The sequence below is a fragment of the Rhodopseudomonas sp. P1 genome (genome assembly GCF_039642825.1).
GTDB classification, from domain to species: domain Bacteria; phylum Pseudomonadota; class Alphaproteobacteria; order Rhizobiales; family Xanthobacteraceae; genus Rhodopseudomonas; species Rhodopseudomonas palustris_H.
This window is the reverse complement of record NZ_CP088006.1, coordinates 504,202-525,451: the sequence shown is the minus strand read 5'-3', so window position 1 is coordinate 525,451 and position 21,250 is coordinate 504,202. Positions and strand designations below refer to the sequence as shown.

At 66.0% G+C, this 21,250-nt stretch carries 18 protein-coding genes and 1 tRNA gene; 7 read left to right on the top strand and 12 right to left on the bottom strand.

What is annotated here, in order from left to right:
- Positions 1 to 25: 25 nt before the first annotated feature.
- On the bottom strand, positions 26 to 1,531 hold the full coding sequence (locus LRC39_RS02480; RefSeq protein ID WP_346296227.1) for a M48 family metalloprotease: 1,506 nt from the start codon (positions 1,529 to 1,531) through the stop codon (positions 26 to 28).
- A 23-nt stretch (positions 1,532 to 1,554) separates the two neighbouring features.
- Positions 1,555 to 2,343 carry a thermonuclease family protein gene (locus LRC39_RS02475; protein WP_346296226.1) on the bottom strand — a complete coding sequence of 263 codons (789 nt, stop codon included), beginning with the start codon at positions 2,341 to 2,343 and terminating at the stop codon, positions 1,555 to 1,557.
- Positions 2,344 to 2,701: 358 nt separating this feature from the next.
- Here LRC39_RS02475 and LRC39_RS02470 point away from each other — a divergent pair, with 358 nt between their 5' ends.
- From LRC39_RS02470 to LRC39_RS02460, 3 genes are all read left to right on the top strand, one after another.
- Entirely contained in the window at positions 2,702 to 3,907 is a 1,206-nt protein-coding gene (locus tag LRC39_RS02470; RefSeq protein WP_346296225.1) for an ABC transporter substrate-binding protein, read from the top strand.
- Positions 3,908 to 4,084: 177 nt separating this feature from the next.
- The gene (locus LRC39_RS02465; RefSeq protein ID WP_346296224.1) at positions 4,085 to 4,873 is read left to right on the top strand and encodes an enoyl-CoA hydratase; all 789 of its coding nucleotides are present in this window, start codon (positions 4,085 to 4,087) and stop codon (positions 4,871 to 4,873) included.
- Between the two features lie 2 nt (positions 4,874 to 4,875).
- The gene (locus tag LRC39_RS02460) at positions 4,876 to 5,640 is read left to right on the top strand and encodes a hypothetical protein (RefSeq protein WP_346296223.1); all 765 of its coding nucleotides are present in this window, start codon (positions 4,876 to 4,878) and stop codon (positions 5,638 to 5,640) included.
- 142 nt (positions 5,641 to 5,782) lie between these two features.
- Here LRC39_RS02460 and LRC39_RS02455 read toward each other — a convergent pair whose 3' ends face one another.
- The 3 genes from LRC39_RS02455 to LRC39_RS02445 are packed head-to-tail and all read right to left on the bottom strand — an operon-like array spanning position 5,783 to position 8,874.
- On the bottom strand, positions 5,783 to 6,589 hold the full coding sequence (locus LRC39_RS02455) for an enoyl-CoA hydratase/isomerase family protein (RefSeq protein ID WP_346296222.1): 807 nt from the start codon (positions 6,587 to 6,589) through the stop codon (positions 5,783 to 5,785).
- Between the two features lie 33 nt (positions 6,590 to 6,622).
- Entirely contained in the window at positions 6,623 to 7,783 is a 1,161-nt protein-coding gene (locus LRC39_RS02450) for an acyl-CoA dehydrogenase family protein (protein WP_346296221.1), read from the bottom strand.
- Between the two features lie 26 nt (positions 7,784 to 7,809).
- On the bottom strand, positions 7,810 to 8,874 hold the full coding sequence (locus tag LRC39_RS02445) for an acyl-CoA dehydrogenase family protein (RefSeq protein WP_346296220.1): 1,065 nt from the start codon (positions 8,872 to 8,874) through the stop codon (positions 7,810 to 7,812).
- A gap of 259 nt (positions 8,875 to 9,133) precedes the next feature.
- Here LRC39_RS02445 and LRC39_RS02440 point away from each other — a divergent pair, with 259 nt between their 5' ends.
- Positions 9,134 to 9,916, top strand: coding sequence for an SDR family NAD(P)-dependent oxidoreductase (locus LRC39_RS02440; protein WP_346296219.1), 783 nt, complete (start codon positions 9,134 to 9,136; stop codon positions 9,914 to 9,916).
- 53 nt (positions 9,917 to 9,969) lie between these two features.
- Here LRC39_RS02440 and LRC39_RS02435 read toward each other — a convergent pair whose 3' ends face one another.
- The 3 genes from LRC39_RS02435 to LRC39_RS02425 form a co-directional block, all read right to left on the bottom strand.
- Positions 9,970 to 10,266 (bottom strand): GlsB/YeaQ/YmgE family stress response membrane protein, encoded by a 297-nt coding sequence (locus LRC39_RS02435; RefSeq protein ID WP_164637250.1) that lies wholly within the window; start codon positions 10,264 to 10,266, stop codon positions 9,970 to 9,972.
- A gap of 72 nt (positions 10,267 to 10,338) precedes the next feature.
- On the bottom strand, positions 10,339 to 10,899 hold the full coding sequence (locus LRC39_RS02430) for a YidB family protein (protein WP_107342695.1): 561 nt from the start codon (positions 10,897 to 10,899) through the stop codon (positions 10,339 to 10,341).
- A 137-nt stretch (positions 10,900 to 11,036) separates the two neighbouring features.
- Positions 11,037 to 12,368 (bottom strand): TadE/TadG family type IV pilus assembly protein, encoded by a 1,332-nt coding sequence (locus tag LRC39_RS02425; protein WP_346296218.1) that lies wholly within the window; start codon positions 12,366 to 12,368, stop codon positions 11,037 to 11,039.
- Between the two features lie 207 nt (positions 12,369 to 12,575).
- On the opposite strand from LRC39_RS02425, the gene LRC39_RS02420 reads away from it, so the two are divergent.
- Positions 12,576 to 12,652, top strand: a tRNA-Arg gene (locus LRC39_RS02420).
- A 66-nt stretch (positions 12,653 to 12,718) separates the two neighbouring features.
- Here the strand turns inward: LRC39_RS02420 and LRC39_RS02415 are convergent.
- Positions 12,719 to 13,720, bottom strand: a complete 1,002-nt coding sequence (locus LRC39_RS02415) for an NADP-dependent oxidoreductase (protein ID WP_346296217.1) — start codon at positions 13,718 to 13,720, stop codon at positions 12,719 to 12,721.
- Positions 13,721 to 13,812: 92 nt separating this feature from the next.
- The gene (locus tag LRC39_RS02410; RefSeq protein ID WP_346296216.1) at positions 13,813 to 14,763 is read right to left on the bottom strand and encodes a hypothetical protein; all 951 of its coding nucleotides are present in this window, start codon (positions 14,761 to 14,763) and stop codon (positions 13,813 to 13,815) included.
- A 295-nt stretch (positions 14,764 to 15,058) separates the two neighbouring features.
- Here LRC39_RS02410 and LRC39_RS02405 point away from each other — a divergent pair, with 295 nt between their 5' ends.
- Positions 15,059 to 16,690 (top strand): FMN-binding glutamate synthase family protein, encoded by a 1,632-nt coding sequence (locus LRC39_RS02405; RefSeq protein ID WP_346296215.1) that lies wholly within the window; start codon positions 15,059 to 15,061, stop codon positions 16,688 to 16,690.
- A gap of 29 nt (positions 16,691 to 16,719) precedes the next feature.
- Here the strand turns inward: LRC39_RS02405 and LRC39_RS02400 are convergent, their stop codons facing one another.
- On the bottom strand, positions 16,720 to 18,789 hold the full coding sequence (locus LRC39_RS02400; RefSeq protein WP_346296214.1) for a carbohydrate porin: 2,070 nt from the start codon (positions 18,787 to 18,789) through the stop codon (positions 16,720 to 16,722).
- Positions 18,790 to 19,161: 372 nt separating this feature from the next.
- A complete protein-coding gene (locus LRC39_RS02395; RefSeq protein WP_346296213.1) occupies positions 19,162 to 19,974 on the bottom strand; it encodes a creatininase family protein in 813 nt (270 codons plus the stop codon).
- Positions 19,975 to 20,103: 129 nt separating this feature from the next.
- Here LRC39_RS02395 and LRC39_RS02390 point away from each other — a divergent pair, with 129 nt between their 5' ends.
- Entirely contained in the window at positions 20,104 to 21,246 is a 1,143-nt protein-coding gene (locus LRC39_RS02390) for an ABC transporter substrate-binding protein (protein ID WP_346296212.1), read from the top strand.
- The last annotated feature ends 4 nt before the right edge of the window (positions 21,247 to 21,250 follow it).

The following is a 21,250-nucleotide window of genomic DNA, read 5'->3' as shown; positions in this document are numbered from 1 at the left end:
GTGGGCCAAGAGACCTGTTCTTCGGTTAGTCGACGACGATCTTCACCAGCTCGCGCGGCTTGACCTGGGCGTGGGCGTCGAGGCCGTTGAGCACACGGAAGCGCTCCAGCGGCCGGTCGACACCTGACATCCGGTGCGACAGCGACTCGACGGTGTCGCCGGGCTGCACGCTGATCACCTTTATGCGCAGCGGTCGGGCGGCCTGGATCTCCTCGAGCGACAGCCGCCGGAACGAATTCACCGTCTCGCGGGCGTTGCGGTCGCTCTCGGCGGTGCGCTGCCGGGTCGCGAAGATGAAGCGATAGACGTCGCTGCCGAACCGCAACGCATAGACCCTGAACTGCCACTGCTCGCCGCGCGCCGTCACCGACGCGGTCGGAAAGCCGTTGACGGTCAGCTCCTCGGTCGAGCTCTTATCGACGTTCTCCATCCAGCCGGAGTTCAGATAGTCGGCAAGCGACTGCTCGGCCGGCACCCGGACGACGTCGAACCGCATCGCTTGATTGCCGCCTTCACGCAGGCCGATCACCGCCTGCGCGGTGTTGTCGAGCGTGAACGATTCCGGCACCTGGAAGGTGAAGCCGAGCTTGGGATGCAGGAAGCGCCGGCCGCGCACGAAGCCTTCGCTCGGGTCTTCGCCATAGACAATGTTGTCGATCGCGTTGAGATAGGCCTCGCGGTCGCGCTCGCCGCGTTCGCCACGCCAGCCGCCCTGCGGCGCGGTGTATTGCCGGGCGTTGTTCTGGGCGTTGCTGACGCGCTCCGGCGTCGCCGGATGCGACGACAGAAAGTCGGTGCGGCTGTCGCCGGTGGCGCGATTGGCCTTGAGCGCCGCGTTGCGCTCCATCGCGGTGAGGAAGCGCGCCGCGCCGTAGGGATCGAACTGCGCCCGCGCCGAGATGCCGATGCCGATGCCGTCGGCTTCGAGCTCCTGCTGCCGCGAGAAGCTCGCCATCGACAGCTTGGTCTTGGCCAGCGCCAGCGCCGTCATGCCCGGGTCGTTGCCCATGTCGGTGACGACACGGGCGACCAGCGCCGCCTGCCGTGCCTGGTCCTCGCGGATGGCGGCGTGCTTGGCCAGCACATGCGCCATCTCGTGCGACAGCACGGACGACAATTCCGATGTGTCGGTGGCGAGCGCGATCAGCCCGCGGGTGACGTAGAGCTGGCCGGTCGGCAGCGCGAAGGCATTGACGGCGCCGGAATTGAGGATCGTCACCTTGTAGGTCAGGTCGGGCCGATCCGACGCCGCCACCAGCCGGTCGACGATGCCGGAGATCAGCGCTTCGAGCTTGGGGTCATCATAGGCGCCCCCATAGGTCGCGAGGATGCGCTCGTGTTCGCGCTCGGCGGCGGGGGATTGGGCTGGGGGGCGGTTGGGTTTTGTGGGCGGGGCGGCGACGACCGGGCCGGTCTCGAACCTGGAAGGATCGCCGCAGCCGGCCAGCGTCAGGGCAGCACCCAGCAGCAGCCACGCCGCCACCTGGCGGCGGCCCTTGCGGAAGTTGCGCCGTGCTGCACCCCAATTCACGCGACTGCTCACTTTCGGGCCCTTCAGTCCCCGCCCGCTCGTTCGATCTGTCCCACGTCGCGCACCGCCATACTCGCCCCGGCCCGCTTCTCGACCCAGCCGCGCACCCGAATTTGTTGTCCTGTCAGAGACTTGGGTGCGAGCCCGGCGGCCTCGAACGACCCGATGATGCGCCTTGAAATAGTCACCGCAAAGCCACGAGTCCAGCGACCGCCAAAGTTCAGATAGACCGTCGAACCGACTTCCCGCACCGAGCTGATTCGGCCTTCGACCACGGTAAAGCGCCCTATCCAGGTCACCATATCGCCGGAATTTGCGGCGTTTTTTATGACATCCCTCGCCATCCAGATACCGACCGCCGCAGCGCGGGCGCCGGCTTCCGCCGCCAGCAGGTCCTTCCGGCACTCCGCCGGCAGGACGTCGATCCCTACCAGTGCACCACCCTCGGCCAGCAGCCGGCGCTGCACCAGCTCCCTGCCCGGCTCCGTCACCACGAAGGCCGATTGCCGGCCATAGCGGTCCGGCCCGTCGTCGGCACCATGCAGCAATACCTTTCGGCCGAGCGTCAGGGCCGACAGGGCCGCGGCCTCCGCGTCATATCGTTCGCGGGAAGGCTCGATGCCGGCGAGCCGGATTTCGCGGCCGTCGGCCAAGCGCAGCGTGCGCGGATCGATCACCGACGCCACCACGCCCTCGCCCTGCACCGGCAGATCCAAACAGCCAGCCGCCCCGGCGCCGTCCGCCTGCGACAGCATCACAGCACCGCCGCAGATCGCGTTCAGCCACCAGGCGCTGTTTCGCCGAAATGCCATCGAGACCGCCGTGCTGATTCGGGTTCGCCGCAAACATCACGAAGACTAGCGATCCGCGCGATCCCGGCGAAGTGGAATGGCTAGCGCTTCCGTCAGGACGTTGATCGTTACGCGACAGACCGATGAGCGATATCGCAGGCCCGTGCAGCGCGTATCGCGCGAGCCCGCATCGATCGTAACCGCGCGACTACTAATCGCCTCAGATGCATCAACGTGTAGTAACACACCTCTGCACGCACAGACTCATTCCACTCGCCGGAAAACGGCGTCGCTTGCCGCGCAGCAGGCGATGCGGCATGATCGCGGGCAATCATCAGAAGCGCCGCGATCATGATCGGCGCTCGCCAGGGAGGATGTCTTGAAGCCGTTCCGCAGCACTCTACTCGCATGTCTGTCGATCGCAGCGATCACCGCCGCGCAGGCGCAGACTCAGCCACCGCTGAAGCTCGGCGCGATCCTCGACATGTCGGGCCTCTATGCCGACATCACCGGGACGGGCAGCGAGACTGCGGCCAAGATGGCGGTGGAGGATTTCGGCGGCACGGTGCTGGGGCGCAAGGTCGAGATCATCGCCGCCGACCATCTCAACAAGGCCGATCTGTCCGCCAGCATCGCCCGCGACATGCTCGACAATCAGGGCGTCGAAGCGATCATCGACGTCGCCGCCTCGGCGACCGCGCTGGCCGCCGCCGAGATCGCCAAGGCCCGCAACAAGATCATCATGTTCTCCGGCCCGGGCTCGATCCGGCTCAGCAACGAAGCCTGCGGCCCCTATACCGTGCACTACGTGTTCGACACCTTCGCGCAGGCCAACACCACCGGCCTTGCGGCGGTGAAGCAAGGGCTCGACACCTGGTTCTTCCTGTCGGCCGACTACGCATTCGGCCAGGACCTCGAGCGCGACACCACCAATGTCATCAAGGCGTCGGGCGGCAAGGTGCTGGGCAGCGTCAAGCATCCGCTCAACACCTCCGACTTCTCCTCATTCCTGCTGCAGGCGCAAAGCTCGAAGGCGAAGGTGATCGGCCTCGCCAATGCGGGCGGTGACACCATCAACGCGATCAAGCAGGGCGCCGAGTTCGGCATCACCAAGGGCGGCCAGAAGATCTCGCCGCTGCTCGCCTTCATCTCCGATATCGACAGCGTCGGGCTGGAAACCGCCCAGGGCCTGATCCTGGCCGAAGCGTTCTATTGGGATCTCAACGACGAGACCCGCGCGTTCTCCAAGCGCTTCATGGAGCGCACCAAGCGGATGCCGACCTCGGCGCAGGCGGGCCTGTACTCCGAAACGATGCACTACCTGCAGGCAGTCAAGGCGGCCGGCACCACCGACGCGGCCGCGGTGACCAAGAAGATGAAGGAAATGCCGATCAACGACTTCTTCGCCAAGAACGGCAAGATCCGCGAGGATGGCCGGATGGTGCATGACATGTACCTGTTCGAGGTCAAGAAGCCATCGGAATCGAAGGGCCGCTGGGACTACTACAAGCTGCTCGCGACGGTACCGGGCGATCAGGCGTTCCAGTCGCTCGCCGATTCCCGCTGCCCGCTGGTGAAGAAGTAGCTCGATCAACATCGTCATTGCGAGGACGCAGCGACGAAGCAATCCAGCTCAGTGCACGGCGCTGGATTGCTTCGCCTTCGGCTCGCAATGACGGACTACCCATAGTCGGAGACGGCGCCGAGACGCGCGTCATCCAGACAGTCGCTGGGGCACAACGAACAACAACAAGGACCCGCCATGACCGACATCGTCCTGCAAGACCTCGACCGCGGCCTGCTCACCATCACGATGAACCGTCCCGATCGACGCAACGCGCTCAATCAGGACATGATCCGCGGCTTGGTCGAGGCGGCGCATCGCGCCAAGGATGATCCGGACGTCCGCGCGGTGCTGCTGAAGGGCGCCGGCGGCACGTTCTGCGTCGGCGGCGACGTCAAGTCGATGGCGGCTGCGGGTGCTCCGCCGCCGCTCGAACAGAAGGTGGCGAACCTCCGCCGTGGCATGGAGGTGTCTCGCATCCTGCATCAGATGCCGAAGCCGGTGGTGGCGCAGATCGACGGCGCGGCGGCCGGAGCAGGCCTGTCGATGGCGCTCGCCTGCGATCTGCGGGTGGCGGGCGCTTCGGCCAAGATCACCACCGCGTTCGCCAAGGTCGGGCTCTCCGGCGATTTCGGCGGCACCTACTTCCTGACGCATCTGATCGGCGCCGCGAAGGCCCGCGAGCTGTACCTCACCTCGCCGGTGCTGACCGCCGAGCAGGCGCAGGCACTCGGTATCGTCAGCCGGGTAGTCCCCGACGCCGAAGTTGAATCCGCCACGCGCGAGCTGGCGCTGTCGCTGGCGCAGGGCCCGACCGTGACGCTCGGCTACATCAAGACCAACATCAACAATGCCGAAACCCTGTCGCTCGAAGCCTGCTTCGACGCCGAGGCGCTGCATCACTCGCGCTGTGCCGAGACTGCGGACCACAAGGAAGCCGCCGCCGCCTTCGTCGAGAAGCGCGCGCCGGTGTTCCAGGGCTGCTGACGATGGCGCCGTTCCTCCGCCTGCGCCAGATCTGCCTGGTTACTGAGCCGATCGAACCCGCTGCCTCGCGCGTCGCAACGATTCTCGGGCTGAACATCTGCTACCGCGATCCCCACGTCGGCAAATACGGCCTGGAGAACGTGCTGCTGCCGGTCGACGCGACGCTCCTGGAAATTGTCGCACCGACCCAGCCGGGCACCGCGGCGGGCCGCTTCCTGGAGAAGACCCAAGGCCGCGGCGGCTACATGGCGATCTTCTGTTGCGACGATCCCGACGCCCGCGGCCGTCACGCCGCCAGCCTCGGCGTCCGCACCGCCAATGTGATCGACCACGCGCCGTATCACGGCGTCCAGCTCCATCCGCGCGACTGCCGCGCCGCGTTCATCGAGCTCAACCACACTGCAGGCTCCGACAACATCCGCGGGCCTTACCCGCCGGCGGGGCCGGACTGGGCCAAGGCGATCCGCACCGACACCACGCAGGCGCTGACCGCAGTCGAGATGCAAAGCCCCGACCCGGCCGATCTCGCCGCGCATTGGGGCCGGATTCTCGAACTGCCGGTGGAAACGAATGCGGATGGCGTCGCCGAACTGCGCCTACCGAACGCCACGTTCCGGTTCGTGCAGGGCGCCAGCGAAGCGCTGACGGCGCTGACGTTCAAGGTGGCGGATGCGGAGAAGGTTCGCGCAGCCGCACAGGCGCAGGGCGTGCCGCTCACCGCCAACGGCTTCCGCCTGGCAGGCGTCGAGTTCAGGCTGACCGCCTAACTACGAGTCATTCCGGGGCGCTCGCAAAGCGAGCGAACCCGGAATCTCTGGCGTCCATCAAGGTGCGAAATAACTTCGAGATTCCGGGTTCGCGCTCCGCGCGCCCCGGAATGACGACGTGGGGCCGACGAGTAGTTTTGCCCTACCGTCCCTTGAAATGCGCGACGCGGCGTTCTTCGGTAGCTTTGACGCCTTCCTTGAAGTCTTCGGTGGCGCGCAGGCGGGTTTGCTCGGCGAGTTCGTGCTTGGTGGCTTCCATCACCCGGTCGGCCAGGTCGGCGCGCATTGTGGCGCGGGTCGACAGCAGGCCGAGCGGCGAGCATTCAGCGATCTCGCGGGCGAGCTTCAGTGCGCCGCTGCGTACCTCGTTGATCGGCACCAGCACGTTGGCCAGGCCCATCTGCACCGCTTCTTCGCCGGTGACGCGGCGCGAGGTGTAGAACATCAGCTCGGCGTTGTTCTTGCCGATCAGCTCCGGCAGCGTCACGGTCAGGCCGAAACCGGGGTGGAAACCGAGCTTGGTGAAGTTGGCCGAGAACCGCGCCTCCGCGCAGGTGACGCGGAAGTCCGCCGACACCGCAAGACCCAGTCCTCCGCCGATCGCGGCGCCGTGCACCGCTGCGATGATCGGCTTCTTGGCGCGGAAGATCCGCACCGCCTCGTAGTACAGATGACCGATCTCGCCGAGGCTGTCGGCCGGATCGCCCTTCGCCGCCGCCGGGTCGGCTTCCTGCCGGGCCGGATCGCCGAAATTGGCGCCGGCGCAGAACGCCTTGCCTTGCGCCGCCAGCACGGTGGCGCGCACTTGCGGATCGGCGTCGATCTCATCCAGCGCGTTGGCGATCTGCCGGATCAGCGAGATGTCGAAGAAGTTCAGCGGCGGCCGCTGGATCTCGATGGTGGCGACATGGCCGGTCTTTTCGACCGCGATATCGGTGTAGCTGCTCATGATTGATCCTCGATCGTTCGATGCGCGCCGGCGTCAGCGCAGGCCGAGCCCGCGGGCGATGATGCCGCGCAGCACCTCGGTGGTGCCCCCCTGGATGGTGAGCTTCGGTGCCAGCTTGGTGGCGAACGCCGTCAGCTCGTCGAGCGTTGCATGATTCGATGCCTCGCCATCGACGAAGGCGGCGAGCTCACGCACCCGGTGCGGTAACTGCTGCTCCCAGATCGTGCCAATGTCCTTGACGATCGAGGCTTCCACCACCGGCTCCTTGCCGGCCTGCAGCATGCCGGCGACCGACACCGACATCCGCCGCATGGTGTGCAGTTGTGCCACCAGCCGGCCGATACCCTCGGCGCCGCGGGTGTCCGGATCGGGACCAAGCGCACGCACCAGCTCGGTGAGCACGTAGTAGGTCTCGAGGAAGCGTTCCGGCCCCGACCGCTCGTAGGCGAGTTCGGAGGTTGCCTGCTTCCAGGCGCCGTCGACCTCGCCGAGCAGATGATCGTCCGGTACGAACACGTCGGTGAACACCACCTCGTTGAATTCATACTGCCCGGTGATCTGCGCGATCGGGTTCACCTTGATGCCCGGCGACCTCATGTTGACCAGGAATTGAGTGAGCCCGTGGCGGCGGTTTTCCTTGGTGGGCGGCGAGGTACGGAAGATCGCGATCATGTAGTCGGCGATGTGCGCCGAGGTGGTCCAGATCTTCGAGCCATTGATCAGGTAGCCGCCGTCGGTCTTGGTCGCCTTGGTCTTGGCAGCGAACAGATCGGAGCCGGAATTCGGCTCGCTCATGCCGATCGCGAAGCACAATTCGCCGCGGCAGATCCGCGGCAGAATGTCCATCTTGATGTGCTCGGGCGCGTATTTCAGCAGCACCGGTCCGCTCTGGCGATCGGCGACGAAGAACCGCCGGGTCGGCGCATTGGCGACACGCATTTCTTCGGTGACGACGTAGCGCTCCAGGAAGGTGCGCTCGTGGCCGCCGTATTTCTTCGGCCAGGTCATGCCGAGCCAGCCACGCTCGCCGACGCGGCGGGAGAATTCAGGTGCGTCGGAGTCTTCGCGCTGCGGCTTATTGGGATCGAAGGTCCCGGCGGCGATCTCTTCGGCGAGGAAGGCGCGGACTTCCTTGCGCAGTTCTTCGCAGACGGGCGGCAGGCGGATCGGATCGAAACGGAGGGCGGCGGTCATCGCATAATCTCGCTACGTTGATGCGGTCAGCGCGAAGCGACCAGCGGCCACAAATCATCGGCGCCGCGCGCCGCGACCATGCGGCCGAGCTCGACCGCCCAATGGCTTTCGTTGCCAAAATCGTCGCGCCAGGCGAGCGCGCGCAGGCTGAAGCGATGCAGGATGTGCTCGCGGGTGAAGCCGATCGCGCCGTGCACCTGATGGGCGATCGCCGCGCCTTTCTCAGCCGCTTCGGCGCAGCGGATCTTGGCCGCACTGGCTTCGAGGAACACGGCGTCGTCGAAGCCTTCGGCGCTGCTGATCGCATCGGCCGCGGAAGTTGCGGCGGCCAAGGCAGCAGACGTCTCGCCGGCGAGCTTCGCCAGATTGTGCTGCACCGCCTGGAATTTGCCGATCTTCTTTTCGAACGCGACGCGCTCATTGGCGTAAGTCACGCTGCGGTCGAGCAGCGTTTCCAGCGCGCCGGCGATCTGCAGGCTGCGCGCGACGGCGCCCATCAGCATCAGCGAAGTCTGATCAAGCCCTTGGGGCGCGGGCGCCGTGGTAATCGGCGCGACCTTGTCGAAGGTGACGACATCTGACGCATCGCCACCAAGGCCGAGGCCCTTATCAATTCGGCAGGTCGACGCCGGGACCAGCGCGATCTTCGCGCCGGCGGCGCTCTGCGCCAGCACGGCGATATGCTGTGCGTCTTGCGCGAACGGCACGCTGCGCGCGCGACCCGACAGCTTGCCGTCGGCATCGAGCGTGAGGCGATCTTTCGGGTGGGCGGGCGCGATCGTCATGGCGCCTTCCGGCGCGGCGATCTTGCCCTGCGCCAGCAGCCAGCCGGCCAGCATGGTCTCGGCGAGCGGCACGGCGAGGCCGGCGCGGCCTGCTGCGTTGAGGACGCCGAAGCCCTCGGCAAGGCTCGCGCCCGAGCCACCGAATTCCTCCGGCACCCATGACAGCGGCAGCCCCGATTCACTCAGCGCCTGCCACAGCGGCGCCTTCCAGGTTTCGGCTTTGTCGGCATTGATGGTTTGCGCATCGGCGAGGTCGGCGAAGATCTTCTCCGCGGTCTCGACGACGATATTGTCGGTCTCCGTCACGGCGTTTCCCGGTTGCGCACTCAGCTCCCGGCGGATCGCCAAGCATGTGTGCTGGTCTTGTTGTTGTGCGGCATGATGCGGAAAAGCTGAAACGAACACAAGCGCAGCCGGCACGGGGCGGATTGCGCACCGGACATGGTCAAACGCCTCACGCCGCAGGCTTATTCCGCATCATGGGCTTTGTCGGCTTGCTCTCGATATCGCAACCGATATGGTTGCGGCGACGCGGCGAAGCCGGTTCGATGCAAAGGGAGTGAAGATGTCAGACGGACTGAACGTAATCGTCACCGGGTCGGCCTCGGGCCTCGGCGCCGCGACCGCCAAGATCCTCGCCAAGGACGGCGCGCGGCTGGTGATCAACTACGCATCGAGCAAGGACGACGCCGAGAAGACTGCCGAAGAGTGCCGCAAGCTCGGCGCCGCCGAAGTGATCGTGGTGCAGGGCGACGTCGCCAAGGACGAGGATTGCAAACGCATCATCGAAGCCGCGGCCCCCTGGGGCAAGCTCGACGCGCTGGTGAACAACGCCGGCACCACCAAGCACGTGGCGCATCATCTGCTCGATCAATTGTCGGCCGACGACTTCCAGCGGATCTACGCGATCAACACCATCGGCCCGTACCAGATGGTCCGCGCGGCGCGCGAGCTGCTCGTCGCCGGCGCCAAGGCGGCCGGCCGTGCATCGGCGGTGGTCAACGTCTCGTCGGTCGCTGGAATCAGCGGCATCGGCTCGTCGATCGCCTATGCGGCCAGCAAGGGCGCGCTCAACACCATGACGTTGTCACTGTCGCGCGCGCTGGCGCCGAACATCCGCGTCAACGCGATCTGCCCCGGCTACATCGACACGCCGTGGTTCACCAAGGGACGCGGCGCCGAGGAAGCCAAGCAGGTGCGCGACATGGTGGTGTCGCGCGTGCCGCTGAAGATCGCCTCGACCGCCGAAGACATCGCCGAATTGGTATGCTTCCTGGCAACGCCGAAATCGAGCAGCATGACCGGCGAACTGGTGCGGATGGACGCCGGCATGCACCTGGCCGGCTGACCTCACATCCGCACGCAGCAGTAAGCGGCCCGGCGAACCGGGCCGCGACAGTCTCAGCGCGGATCGTAGGGATAGCGATTGCCGGGATCGGAGATCACCCGCCGCGCCACCAGCCTGTTCCAGATGAACAGCACCGCCACCGCGCCGATCGTCGCGGTGATGAAGCCGGCGCCCTGATTAGGGCCGTAGTGCCCGATCATCTGTCCGACCGCGGTGGCGAGGAATGCGCCCGCGATGCCGAGGACCGTGGTGAGCACGAAGCCTTGCGGATTGTTCGGCCCCGGCGACAACACCCGCGCGATGATGCCGGCAATAAAGCCGACCAGCAGAATCCAGAGTAACCCGCCCATCTTCCGTATCCTTTCTCACGGTCCGCTCCGGACCGCTCGCAACCAAAGCAACAACAACCCCGCCGCTGCCGATCAGATCCAGCGCGACGCTTCGTCGTCGGTCGGCAGCCGCCCGTCCGGGGTGAGCTGGTCGACCACGTCGGGCAGATAGCGACTGAGGCCGTCGAGCAGTTCGTCGCGCGACATCCCGGTCTGCCGGGTCATCGCGTCGATCTGTTCAGAGCCGAGCGCATTGGCGAGATCGCTCGGTCCGATCTGCTGGTTGGGGCCGTGACCGACCCAGGAGTTGGCGGCATCGCCGAGGCCATTGTGCTGAAGCTGCCGCAGCAGATCGCCGAGCCCGCCCGACAGCACGCTGCCGGCCGCACCGCCGAGCACCAGGCCTCCAAGACCGCCCTTCAGGAAGTCACCCCAACCACCGCCGGTATTCGCGGGCGGAGGCGCCGGCACCGGGCGCGGCTGATTGGCCGGCGCAGCCTGCGGCTGGCCGCTGGTCATATGTTTGTAGGCCTTCCACGCCAGCAGCGCGAGAATCGCCATGGTGAACTTGGACATGCCGCCGCTTTTGTCCTGCGGGTCGGCCGGGCCGCGCGGGCCGTTCTGCATGCCGTTGAGGATGTCGAGCAAGCCCATCGAGACCTCCTATGTGGTGCCGGCACGGCGCCGCTCCGGCGCGGCGCTCCCGGCCGGCATCACAACGTAGGAAGGGGTGATGGAGTTTCCAAGGCGGACCCGGCGGTCGCGCCGAATCCGAAAACCGTACCTGTCGCTCAGCTGGTGATGCGCGCGTCGGCGACGGCCTTCTTGAACAACGCGTTCATCGCTTCGGCGATACCCTGGGTGGGGCTGACCTCGAAGTAGAAGCCCGGCGACGCGCAGGCTTCCATGTTCTGCGCGATCTCGCTGTTCGGCGACGGGCCGTAGGGGCCGGCATTGAACGGCGCGATCCACTGCTTGTACCAGTCGTTGCTCGGCAGGTTGAGATAGGTGGTGTACAGCACCGCGATCTTGACGCCGCGATCCTTCAAGGTCTTGCACAGCGCCGGATTGATCGGCGACTGGCAGCGGTTGCCGGTCTTCGGCTTCAGGCAGCTCGGATTGTATTCGTCCGCGACGCCGTCCGAGACAAAGAACAGATATTTCTGCGGCGAGCCGGACACGCCCGAGCCGGGCGCGCTGATCTCTTTGTTGATGGCGGGAAAGATCGTCGTGTAGCTGGTGTCCTGGTCGTTGTTGTCGTTCTGACCCTTCACCGTCATCAGGTCGATCGCGCTCGCCGCGGTCTTGGCGCTCGACAGGCTCGCCGATAGCGAGAACAGGTTGCGCAGCCCGGCAGACTGGGCGGACGCGCCGAAGTCGTAGATCGCCATGCGGAACTGGTTGGAGTAGGTCGCGGTCGCGTTCGCGGTGTCCATCAGTTGCTGCGTGGCGCTGCGCAGCACGTCGATCCGGGTGGTGATACCGAGCGACTTGGCCAGATTGTAGTAGTTATTCTTGTTGTTGACATCGTGACAGGCGAACGCGCAGTGATCGTCCGACGACTTGTTGGCGGTGGCCGCGATCATCGCCGACACGTCGTTGGGGGTGGCACCCACGCCCATCGACGGCGAATTGTCGAGCAGCAGATAGAAATCGATGTATTTGGGCATGCTGGCGGTGGCGGTGGACGTGCCGCCCACCGTCATGGCCGACATCCCGACCACCTTCATGAACATCGTCGAGATCTGGGCCGAGAACGTCACCTGCGAGGTGACGACGTCCGACGCCTTGGTCACCGTCGCCGATGAGCTGGCGAGGGTGTAGCCGGTCAGGCCGTTCAGATTGCCGTTGAAGATCCGCAGTGCGTCATCCGCACCGGACGAGATCACACCATCGCCCGACATCGCTCCGGCGGCCACATAGGCCGGCGAGGTCCGCGACACCGCACCGACCGAGGCCGCATCCGCCGCGGCCTGCAGCTTGCTTCGCAGCGCATTGGCGCGGCTGTAATCGACCGCGCAGCCGATCGCGGAGATCAGCGGAACCAATACCAGCGCAAAAATCACCGCGATATTGCCGCGCCGGTCACGAGAAAAGCGAGCTATCGACCTCGAAAACGTCATGAGTACGCCCGACTAACACAGCCGGGCGCGAACCTAGCGGGGGCCGCCTAAGCAAGATTTAAAGTCTATGACGAAACCACGGCCCGAGCCGGCGCCGTGCGACGACGGGGAGCCCGATCGCGGTCAGCAAGCCCGACTTCCGGGTGGCGATCGGACCGCCGCTCTGCTATGGGAGGCTCCTGCTCGCGGCCCTGGCCGCAGCCGGACGGTCCCGTAGCTCAGCCGGATAGAGCGGCGGTTTCCTAAACCGTAGGTCGGATGTTCGAGTCATCCCGGGATCGCCAGCTTTGCTCCCCGGCACGGCTGGCCGGCACGAGGCCGGCCAGGTCGACGGGTAAGCCCCCCTTAGCTCACACCTTGACCATCCGCTTGCCGCGGTTTTCGCCGGCCAGCAGGCCGATCAGCGCCTGCGGGGTGTTCTCCAGGCCGTCGATGACGTCCTCCTGCACCTTGAGCTTGCCGCTCGAGACCCACTCCTGCAGCTTGGCGACCGCTTCGTCGCGCTGATCCATGTAGTCCATCACGATGAAGCCCTGCATGATCAGCCGCTTCACCACGATCAGGCCGGGGATGCCGCGCGGGCCGGTGGCCGAGGGGGTGCGGTCGTATTGCGAGACCGCGCCGCAGCAGGCGATCCGGCCCTTCAGGTTCATCTGCGGCAGGCAGGCTTCGAGGATGTCGCCGCCGACATTGTCGAAATACACATCGATTCCGTTCGGCGCCGCGGCGCGCAGTGCCTTGAACAGCGCGCCGTCCTTGTAGTCGACCGCCGCATCGAACCCGAGCTCGCTCACCAGCCAGTCGCACTTCTGCTTGCCGCCGGCGATACCGACCACGCGGCAGCCTTTGATCTTCGCAATTTGGCCGACGATCGAGCCGACCGAACCGGCCGCGGCCGACACCACCACCGTCTCACCGGCGCGCGGCTTGCCGATGTCGAGCAGCCCGAAGTAAGCGGTCAGGCCGGCAATGCCGTAGACGCTGAGCAGATGCGTCATCGGCTCGACCTTGGGCAGCTTGGCGAGATGCTTGGCGGGCAGCGCCGCATAGTCCTGCCAGCCGGTATCGGCGAACACGAGATCGCCCGGCGCCAGGCCCGGCGCTTTCGAACTCACCACCTCGGCGACGCTGCCGCCCGGCATCACGCTGTCGGTTTCGACCGCGGCCCGATAGGTCGCGCCCTGCATCCAGGCACGGTTGGCGGCATCAAGCGAGATGTAGCGAACCTTGACCAGCGCCTCGCCGTCTTTCGGCTCGGGAACCGGCGATTCCGCCAAACGGAAATGCTCCGGGCCGAGTTTCTCCTTCGGCTTCTCGATCAGCAGGATCTGGCGGTTGACGGTCGCGGTCATGAGCTTCCTTGTTGCTTGATGGAAATGCGGACGCGACGCGATCTTAGTTGATCCGCGGCGAAAGGAAATCGGCAGCACCGAAGGCCGTGCTGTTAGACCGCCATCGCCTGCATCACGCGATCGAGCGCGCGGGTGTAGACCTTCCGGGCGATGTCCGGAAACCGGCGGCTGAGCGATTCGATCATCACGCCCGAATTGATCTCGAGCACCCGGGGGCCTTGCGCGGTCCACACCACGTCGACCGCGCCGAAGCCAAGGCCGATCGCACGGGCGGCTTCGGCCGCAAGCGCAACGCAGCTATCGCGCAGCTCGCCATCGCCGAGTAGTTCGGGCTCCGCGCCGAATTCGAGATTGTGCCGCCAATCGAGCCGGAACTGCGTGCCGGCCGGCACCACGGCATCGAGCGCAGCATGATCCGCCGGCAGGTTTGCCAGCACGGCGCCGAGCCGATCCGCCGGGACCGCGTCGAGCAGAAGCTGCAAGGCGCTGCGCACGCCGTCGCCGCCGATCGCCGGCCGCTTCTTTTCGTAAACCACCAGCGGCACGCGATCGAGCAGGATGACGCGAACCTCGCGGGCGATATCGAAATACGGCGCGATCGCCAGATTCTGGTTGGCGGCGAAGATCGCGGTGGCGGCCCGTTCGAGCTCGAGCTCCGTGGTCGCCTTGAACACCAGATGGCCGCAGGTGCCCTCGTTCGGCTTGAGCACCAGCCCGGCCGGATGCGCGCGCAGCATCTCCAGCATCGCCGACCAGTGGCCACTGCTCGGCACGTACTTGAAGTGTTCGTGATTCATGAACAGCCGGTGCGGCACGCAGGCAATGCCGGCCGCGGCGAGGATGTCGGCGGTCGCCGCTTTGTCATTGGCGAGGCGATGCGTCACCGAGCTGTTCAGACCGAAATCGTAACCATAAATAAAATGCCGGACGTCGCCTTTGCTCAGCACGATCAGCCAGCCGTCGAGCCCGAGCGTGACGTCGACGCCGCGCGCGTCGCAATAGTCTTTGACGATCCGGACGATCACGCGGTCGGCATATTGCATCGGGGGTCTCGTCAACAGGCAGTGACCGGCGCGGCGGACGGCTGCCGGCCGGCGCGCGGTGGGATCGCTTTGCAGCGGCGAAATGTCAAGCCGAACCGCATCGCACGACTCTCGGGCGCCGGCCATCGTCACAGGATTGCGACCGCGGCGTGACCGGATGATCGCGGAAGCTCCGAGGTTATCGAGGCCGGCGCGCCGTGCTATACCGCGGCCCGGTCGCCGCACTCACACGCACGGGGCTCCCCGCTGCGGCGGCTGATCGAACGTCAGTCCTGCCGACCCCCGCGGGGATTCCATGGAAACGCTGCTGCTTCCGCTCTCGCCGCGCTACATCGTTCTCACTGTCTGCGCCGTCCTCACCGCACTCCTCGCCGCACTCGCAGCGTTCGACGCCCACACGCCGCTGTTCGGCGTGGTGCTGGTGCCGCTGCTGGTGTTCGGCGCGCTGACGCTGCTCGGCATCCACGATCTGCTGCAGACCAGTCACGCGGTGCTGCGCAACTATCCGATTTCGGCGCATCTGCGCTTCCTGCTCGAAGAAATGCGCCCGGAGATGCGGCAGTACTTCTTCGAGAGCGAGAAGGACGGCAAGCCGTTCAGCCGCGACACCCGCGCGCTGATCTATCAGCGCGCCAAGATGGAACTCGATAAGCGTCCGTTCGGGACTCAGAAAGATGTCTATGGCGACGGCTACGAATGGATGCACCACTCGGTCGCGCCGCGGCCGCACGCCGACGAGCCGTTCCGGATCACGATCGGCGGACCGGACTGCGCCAAGCAGTATTCGGCCTCGGTGTTCAACATCTCGGCGATGAGCTACGGCGCGCTCAGCCCGAACGCGATCCGCGCGCTCAATGCCGGCGCCAAGAAGGGCGGCTTCGCGCACGACACCGGCGAAGGCGGTGTCAGCCCGTATCACCGCGAGCACGGCGGCGATTTGATCTGGGAGATCGGCTCCAGTTACTTCGGCTGCCGCACCCGCGACGGCAGGTTCGATCCCGAGGCGTTCGCCCGGGTCGCGGCCGACGACCAGATCAAGATGGTCGAGCTGAAGGTCAGCCAGGGCGCCAAGCCGGGCCATGGCGGCGTGCTGCCGATGGCCAAGATCTCGGAAGAGATCGCGCAGATCCGCGGTGTCGGCATGGACGAAGACTGCGTCTCGCCGCCCTATCACAAGGCGTTCTCGACGCCGATCGAGATGATGCGGTTCATCGCCGAGATGCGCCGGCTCGCCGGCGGCAAGCCGGCCGGTTTCAAGCTCTGCGTCGGCCACCCCTGGGAATTTCTGGCGATCTGCAAGGCGATGCTCGCCACCGGCATCTATCCGGATTTCATTGTCGTCGACGGCAAAGAAGGCGGCACCGGCGCCGCCCCGCTGGAATTCATGGACCATCTCGGCATGCCGATGCGCGACGGCATCAGCTTCGTGCACAACGCGCTGATCGGAATCGGCGCCCGCGACCGCATCAAGCTCGGCGCCTCGGGCAAGATCGCCACCGGCTTCGACGTCGCGCGCGCGATGGCGCTCGGTGCCGACTGGTGCAACTCGGCGCGCGGCTTCATGTTCGCACTTGGCTGTATCCAGTCGCTGAGCTGCCACACCGACCGCTGCCCGACCGGCGTGACCACCCAGGAGCCGTCGCGCTACCGTGCGCTGGTGGTGCCGCACAAGCTGGAGCGGGTTTACAACTATCACCGCGCGACGTTGCAGGCGCTGGCCGAACTGGTGGCGGCCGCCGGCCTCGACCATCCGCGCGATATCCGCCCGTATCACTTCTCGCAGCGGACCTCGCCGTCGGATGTCATCTCGCTGGCGCAGCTCTACCCGGCGCTGCGTCCGGGTGAGTTGCTGGAGGGCACCGACGATCTCCGCTTCAAGCAGGCCTGGGCAATGGCCCGAGCGGAGAGCTTTGCGCCGGTGGTTTAACGCTCATCATCGCAGCGCAGGTGGGCGCGTCAGAACTCCCCGTGTACCCGGCCTGAGAACACCGAGACCGGGCCGCGGTCGGCGTTGTAGGCGGGGTTGGCGATCAGCTGATAGTCGGCGGTTGCGGTCCACGACGAGTTGAGCGCCAGCGCATAGTAGCTTTCGAACACCCGCTCGCGGCGATAGTTCAGCGCGCCGTCGCCGATCAGCGGGCCGAGCCCGCCGGCGGCTAGGAAATCGCGGTGATCGCGTGACAACCCGTTGAGCGCGCCGGCGATGCCGATCACGTCGTCCGGGCGGCCCCAACGCTGGCCGCGGATCGACACGCCGCCCGACAGGCTGCTGTCGATATCGGTGAACGCCATGATCTCGTTCTTGCCGTCGTTCCAGCTCCAGCGGCCGAACACGCCGATGTCGTCGGTGACCGCCTGCTCCAGGTTGAGCGCGTAGCCGTATTTGATCCGGCCGCGGCGGGTCTGGGTGATGTCGAGGTTCAGCGACGGATCGTTCAGCGTCTCGCGATAGCTGCCCGAATAGGTGCTGTTGATGAAGCCCAGCGTGCGCAGCTTGCCGGGAAGGCCGAACAGCGAATAGCGGGTCTCGAGTTCGGCGACGTATTCGCCGCGCTTGAGCAGCTTCATGTCGTAATTGTTCGAGTTGGATTCGGCATCGACCAGGAAGTAACCGGCGCGGATCGCCCATTGCTTCTGGTTGAGTTCGGCGGTGGCGCCGTAGCCGAGGCCGAGCTTGTCGGCGGCGTAGTCGAACGCGCCCGAGGCCCAGATCGACCAGTTCATGAAATCGCGGCGCGGATCGTGCGCGTAGGAGTTGCCGTCGAACACGTCGATGACGCTGAAGCGGCCGACCTGCAGCGTCAGCCGCGAGATGTCGGCCTTGCCGGAGAGCTGCGAACCGCTCGAGGCGAGCTGTTCCTGCTCGCCGCCGAGCCCGAAGGTCTGGCGCAGATAGAACCGCGACGGGCTGAAATGCGGGTAGGCGAAGCCGGATTTCTGCGCTTCGCCGTTCGGGAAACCGCCGGCGCCGACCGTGTCGCTGAGCCCGTAGCCCTGCAGGAATTCCGGATTGAAATAGAACTCGCCGCCGTCCCACAGCCGGACATTGGCGAACAGGCTGGTGCTCCAGGTGTTCTTGAACTGCGCGCCGGGGAACAGGCTGTTGGTACCGCTATACGGTGCCCGGAACGACGGGTAGCCCTGCCCGATGAAGGTGGTCTGGCCGTGGAGCTCCCAGCGATCGGTCTCCGGATCGGCCACCGCGGCGAGCGACGGGAAGGCGTCGGCGCTGCCGGTGCCGAACCAGTCGATCTTGCGGTTCACGCCGACACGCACGGCCTGCAGGTTGAGCGACGTCGCGTAGCTCGCGCCGGTCGGCAGCGCGACGGTGGCGTTCTGATACTGGCTGTAGAGGTATTCGATCCGCGCGCTCCAGTTCGGCGTGAAGCCGTATTCGACGCCGGCACCTGCCGCCCAGCCGATCCGCGCGTTCATCACGCGGCCGACGTCGGGGTCGGTGAGATAGCGCTCGTGCTCGAAAGCGAGGCCGCCGGTGACATAACCGAGCCATCGGCCGGCGATGACGCCGAGCCGGGCCCGGACCGTGCCGTAATAGTCGAGGTGCTGCAGCGTGTTGGCGGTGCCGTTGTCGAACTCCGACAGCACCGCGTTCTGCGGCAGATAGCTCGGAAACGAGATGTCGGCTTCGACACCGAGCAACAGGTTCGATCCGGTGACGAAATTGTAGCCCGCCTGGGCGCCCGCGGTGGCTCCACCGGCGCCGTTGCTGTTCTGCGCCATCGAATTGGCGTCCTGCAGCGTCGCGCCGGCATGGCCGCGGACGTAACCCGCATGGGCGCCGACGTAGAACCCGCTCCAGTCATAGGCCGGGTCCGGCCGCGGCTTGCCAATGCCGCCCGCGGCTGCGCCCTGCGGCAGCAGCAACGCGGCGGCGGTCGCCGCGCCGGCGATCAGCGTCGAGGCGGACGGACGCCGAAAGGTCCGATTGTGCGGCGAGCACAGCTCACGCGAGGCGAAGTCGCGGCGGTCCGAAATCGGGCTGGCGGGGCATCGTCGAACAGTCATCAAGCTCACCTGAAACGCAAAAGAGCGCGCGGCGATTGGTCGCGCCTCGTCACCCCGACGGCATCTGAATGTCGTTCGCAACCTGACGAAAGTCGGAAGCAGTGTCAGCTTATGAGGGCCGGCGACACGCAAAAGCGCCATCTACCGCACACAACTCGAAGCGTCGGGGGCAGGACAGCGCCAGTCTGGAATTCCTCAAAGTCCAGATGGCACGGTAACTTACTGCCGTTGATGAGGCGCGCGAGGCCGGCGGCTTCTCCGCCTCAAAAGATCCAGTGGTATCAGAGGAAGAACCGGTTGGCCGGGCACGGCGCAGGTGAGCAGCGACGCAACCCAGCGTGGCGACCCCGCCGATGCGCTCGGCGGATACCCTCAGGCGGAGGGTTTGGTCGACAGCGCGGCGAGATCGAAGCGGTGCATGTCGGCCAGCAGCTCGCAGAACGCGCCGGCCCCATGGTCGAGCAGCCGCCGACCCTTCTCGGCGGTGGCCGCGGAGGCGTCGCCGATGGCGCCGCTCGGATGCAGGTCTTCGGCCGCCCAGGCAAACGGCGCCGGCCGCTGCGCCGACAACCAACGATAGGTCTGCTCCATCGCCACGCTCGCCGGGCGGAAGTCGGCGACTTGGTCGGCCCGCACCAGCTCCGGCGCATGCGCCAGCATGATCGAGGTCTCGGTCGCGCCGCCATGGATGCCGTGGCGCAGCTCGTCGGCGGTGAACAGCCCGTCGGGCACGCCGAACCGCGCCCAGCCGGTGGTCACCACCAGCATCCGGTGCCGGACGCGCAGCTCCTGCGCCACCAGGCCCATCGCGGCGCTGTTGCCGCCATGGCTGGTCACCATCACCAGCTTGCGCACACCCGCCCGGGCGATGCTGTCGCCGATCTCGGTCCACAGCTTCAGCGCGGTCTCGGTCGACAACGTCAGCGTGCCCGGGAACGACAGATGTTCGGTCGACAGACCGATCGCCTGCACCGGGAGGAACGTCGCGGGAATGTCGTCCGGCAGGCGATCTCTCACCCGCGCCAGATAGGCTTCCGCAATGGTGACGTCGGTCGACAGCGGCAGATGCGGCCCGTGCTGCTCGATCGCGGCGAGCGGCAGCACCGCAATCCAGCGCGACGGATCAGCGCCGGTGATCTCCGGCCAGTGAATCGCGCTCCAGTCGCGGGGCGGCAGCTTGGTCATCGGCGAAATGCGGGGTGACGGAGAAGTGGTTCAAATGCCGGCATTGTTTCGCTATCAATCCTGAAACGCTCGAATCCGCGCCGCCCTGATGCCGCCATCATGGGCCAAAATGAACGACGGAGTCCAACCATGAGCCCCGCTTTCCTGCTGCGAGCGTTAACCGGGGTGCTGTTGGCGGTGGGAGTGGCGCTGGCTTCTCCCGTTCATGCCTCCGGCCACGGCCATGGCGCCGAAAAACCCATCGAAAAGCCGCCGGAACCGCCGCCCCCGCCCCGACCGAAGAAGCCGCCGCCGCCGAAGGTGCAGCCGGTCCGCAAAGTGCCCGAAGGCGGCTTCGACAAGGTGTCGTTCGGCACCAATTGGGTGGCCGAAGGCGAGCATGGCGGGTTCTTCCAGGCGGTCGCGGACGGCACCTACAAGACCTACGGCCTCGACGTCAGCATCGTCCCGGGCGGCCCCAACGTGAACAATCGGGCGTTGCTGATCGCCGGCAAGCTCGACTTCTTCATGACCGCCAACACGCTGCAGTCGTTCGACGCGGTGGCCAACAACGTGCCGGTGGTGGCGATCGCGGCGATCTTCCAGAAAGACCCGCAGGTGTTCGTGTCCCACCCGGAGTCGAAGATCGAAACGCTGGACGATCTGAAGCCGCTGACGCTGTTCGTCTCCAAGGAGGGCATCACCAGCTACTTCCAGTGGCTGAAATCCGAATACGGTTTCAGCGAAGCCAAGGTGAAGCCCTATACCTTCAACCCGCAGCCGTTCATCATCGATCGCCGCAGCGCGATGCAGGGCTACGTCACCTCCGAACCGTTCACCGTCGAGCAGGCCGCCAAGTTCAAGCCGAACGTCCTGCTGCTGGCCGATTACGGGCTCAACGGCTACTCGACGCTGATCGAAACCCGCCGCGATCTGATCGATAAGAATCCCGACATGATCCAGCGCTTCGTCGACGCCTCGATCATCGGCTGGTACAATTATCTGTACGGCGACAATTCCGCCGGCAATGCGATGATCAAGCAGCTCAATCCGGAAATGACCGACGAGATGCTGGCCTATTCGGTCGATAAGATGAAGCAATACGGCATCGTCGATTCCGGAGACGCCATCAAGAATGGCATCGGCGCGATGAACGACGAACGCTACGCCTCGTTCTTCGACAAAATGGCGCGGGCCGGCGTGGTGACCCGCGGCCTCGATTTCCGCAAAGCCTATACGTTGCAGTTCATCAACAAGGGCGTCGGCGTCGACCTGCGTCCGAAACAGAAATAGCCGG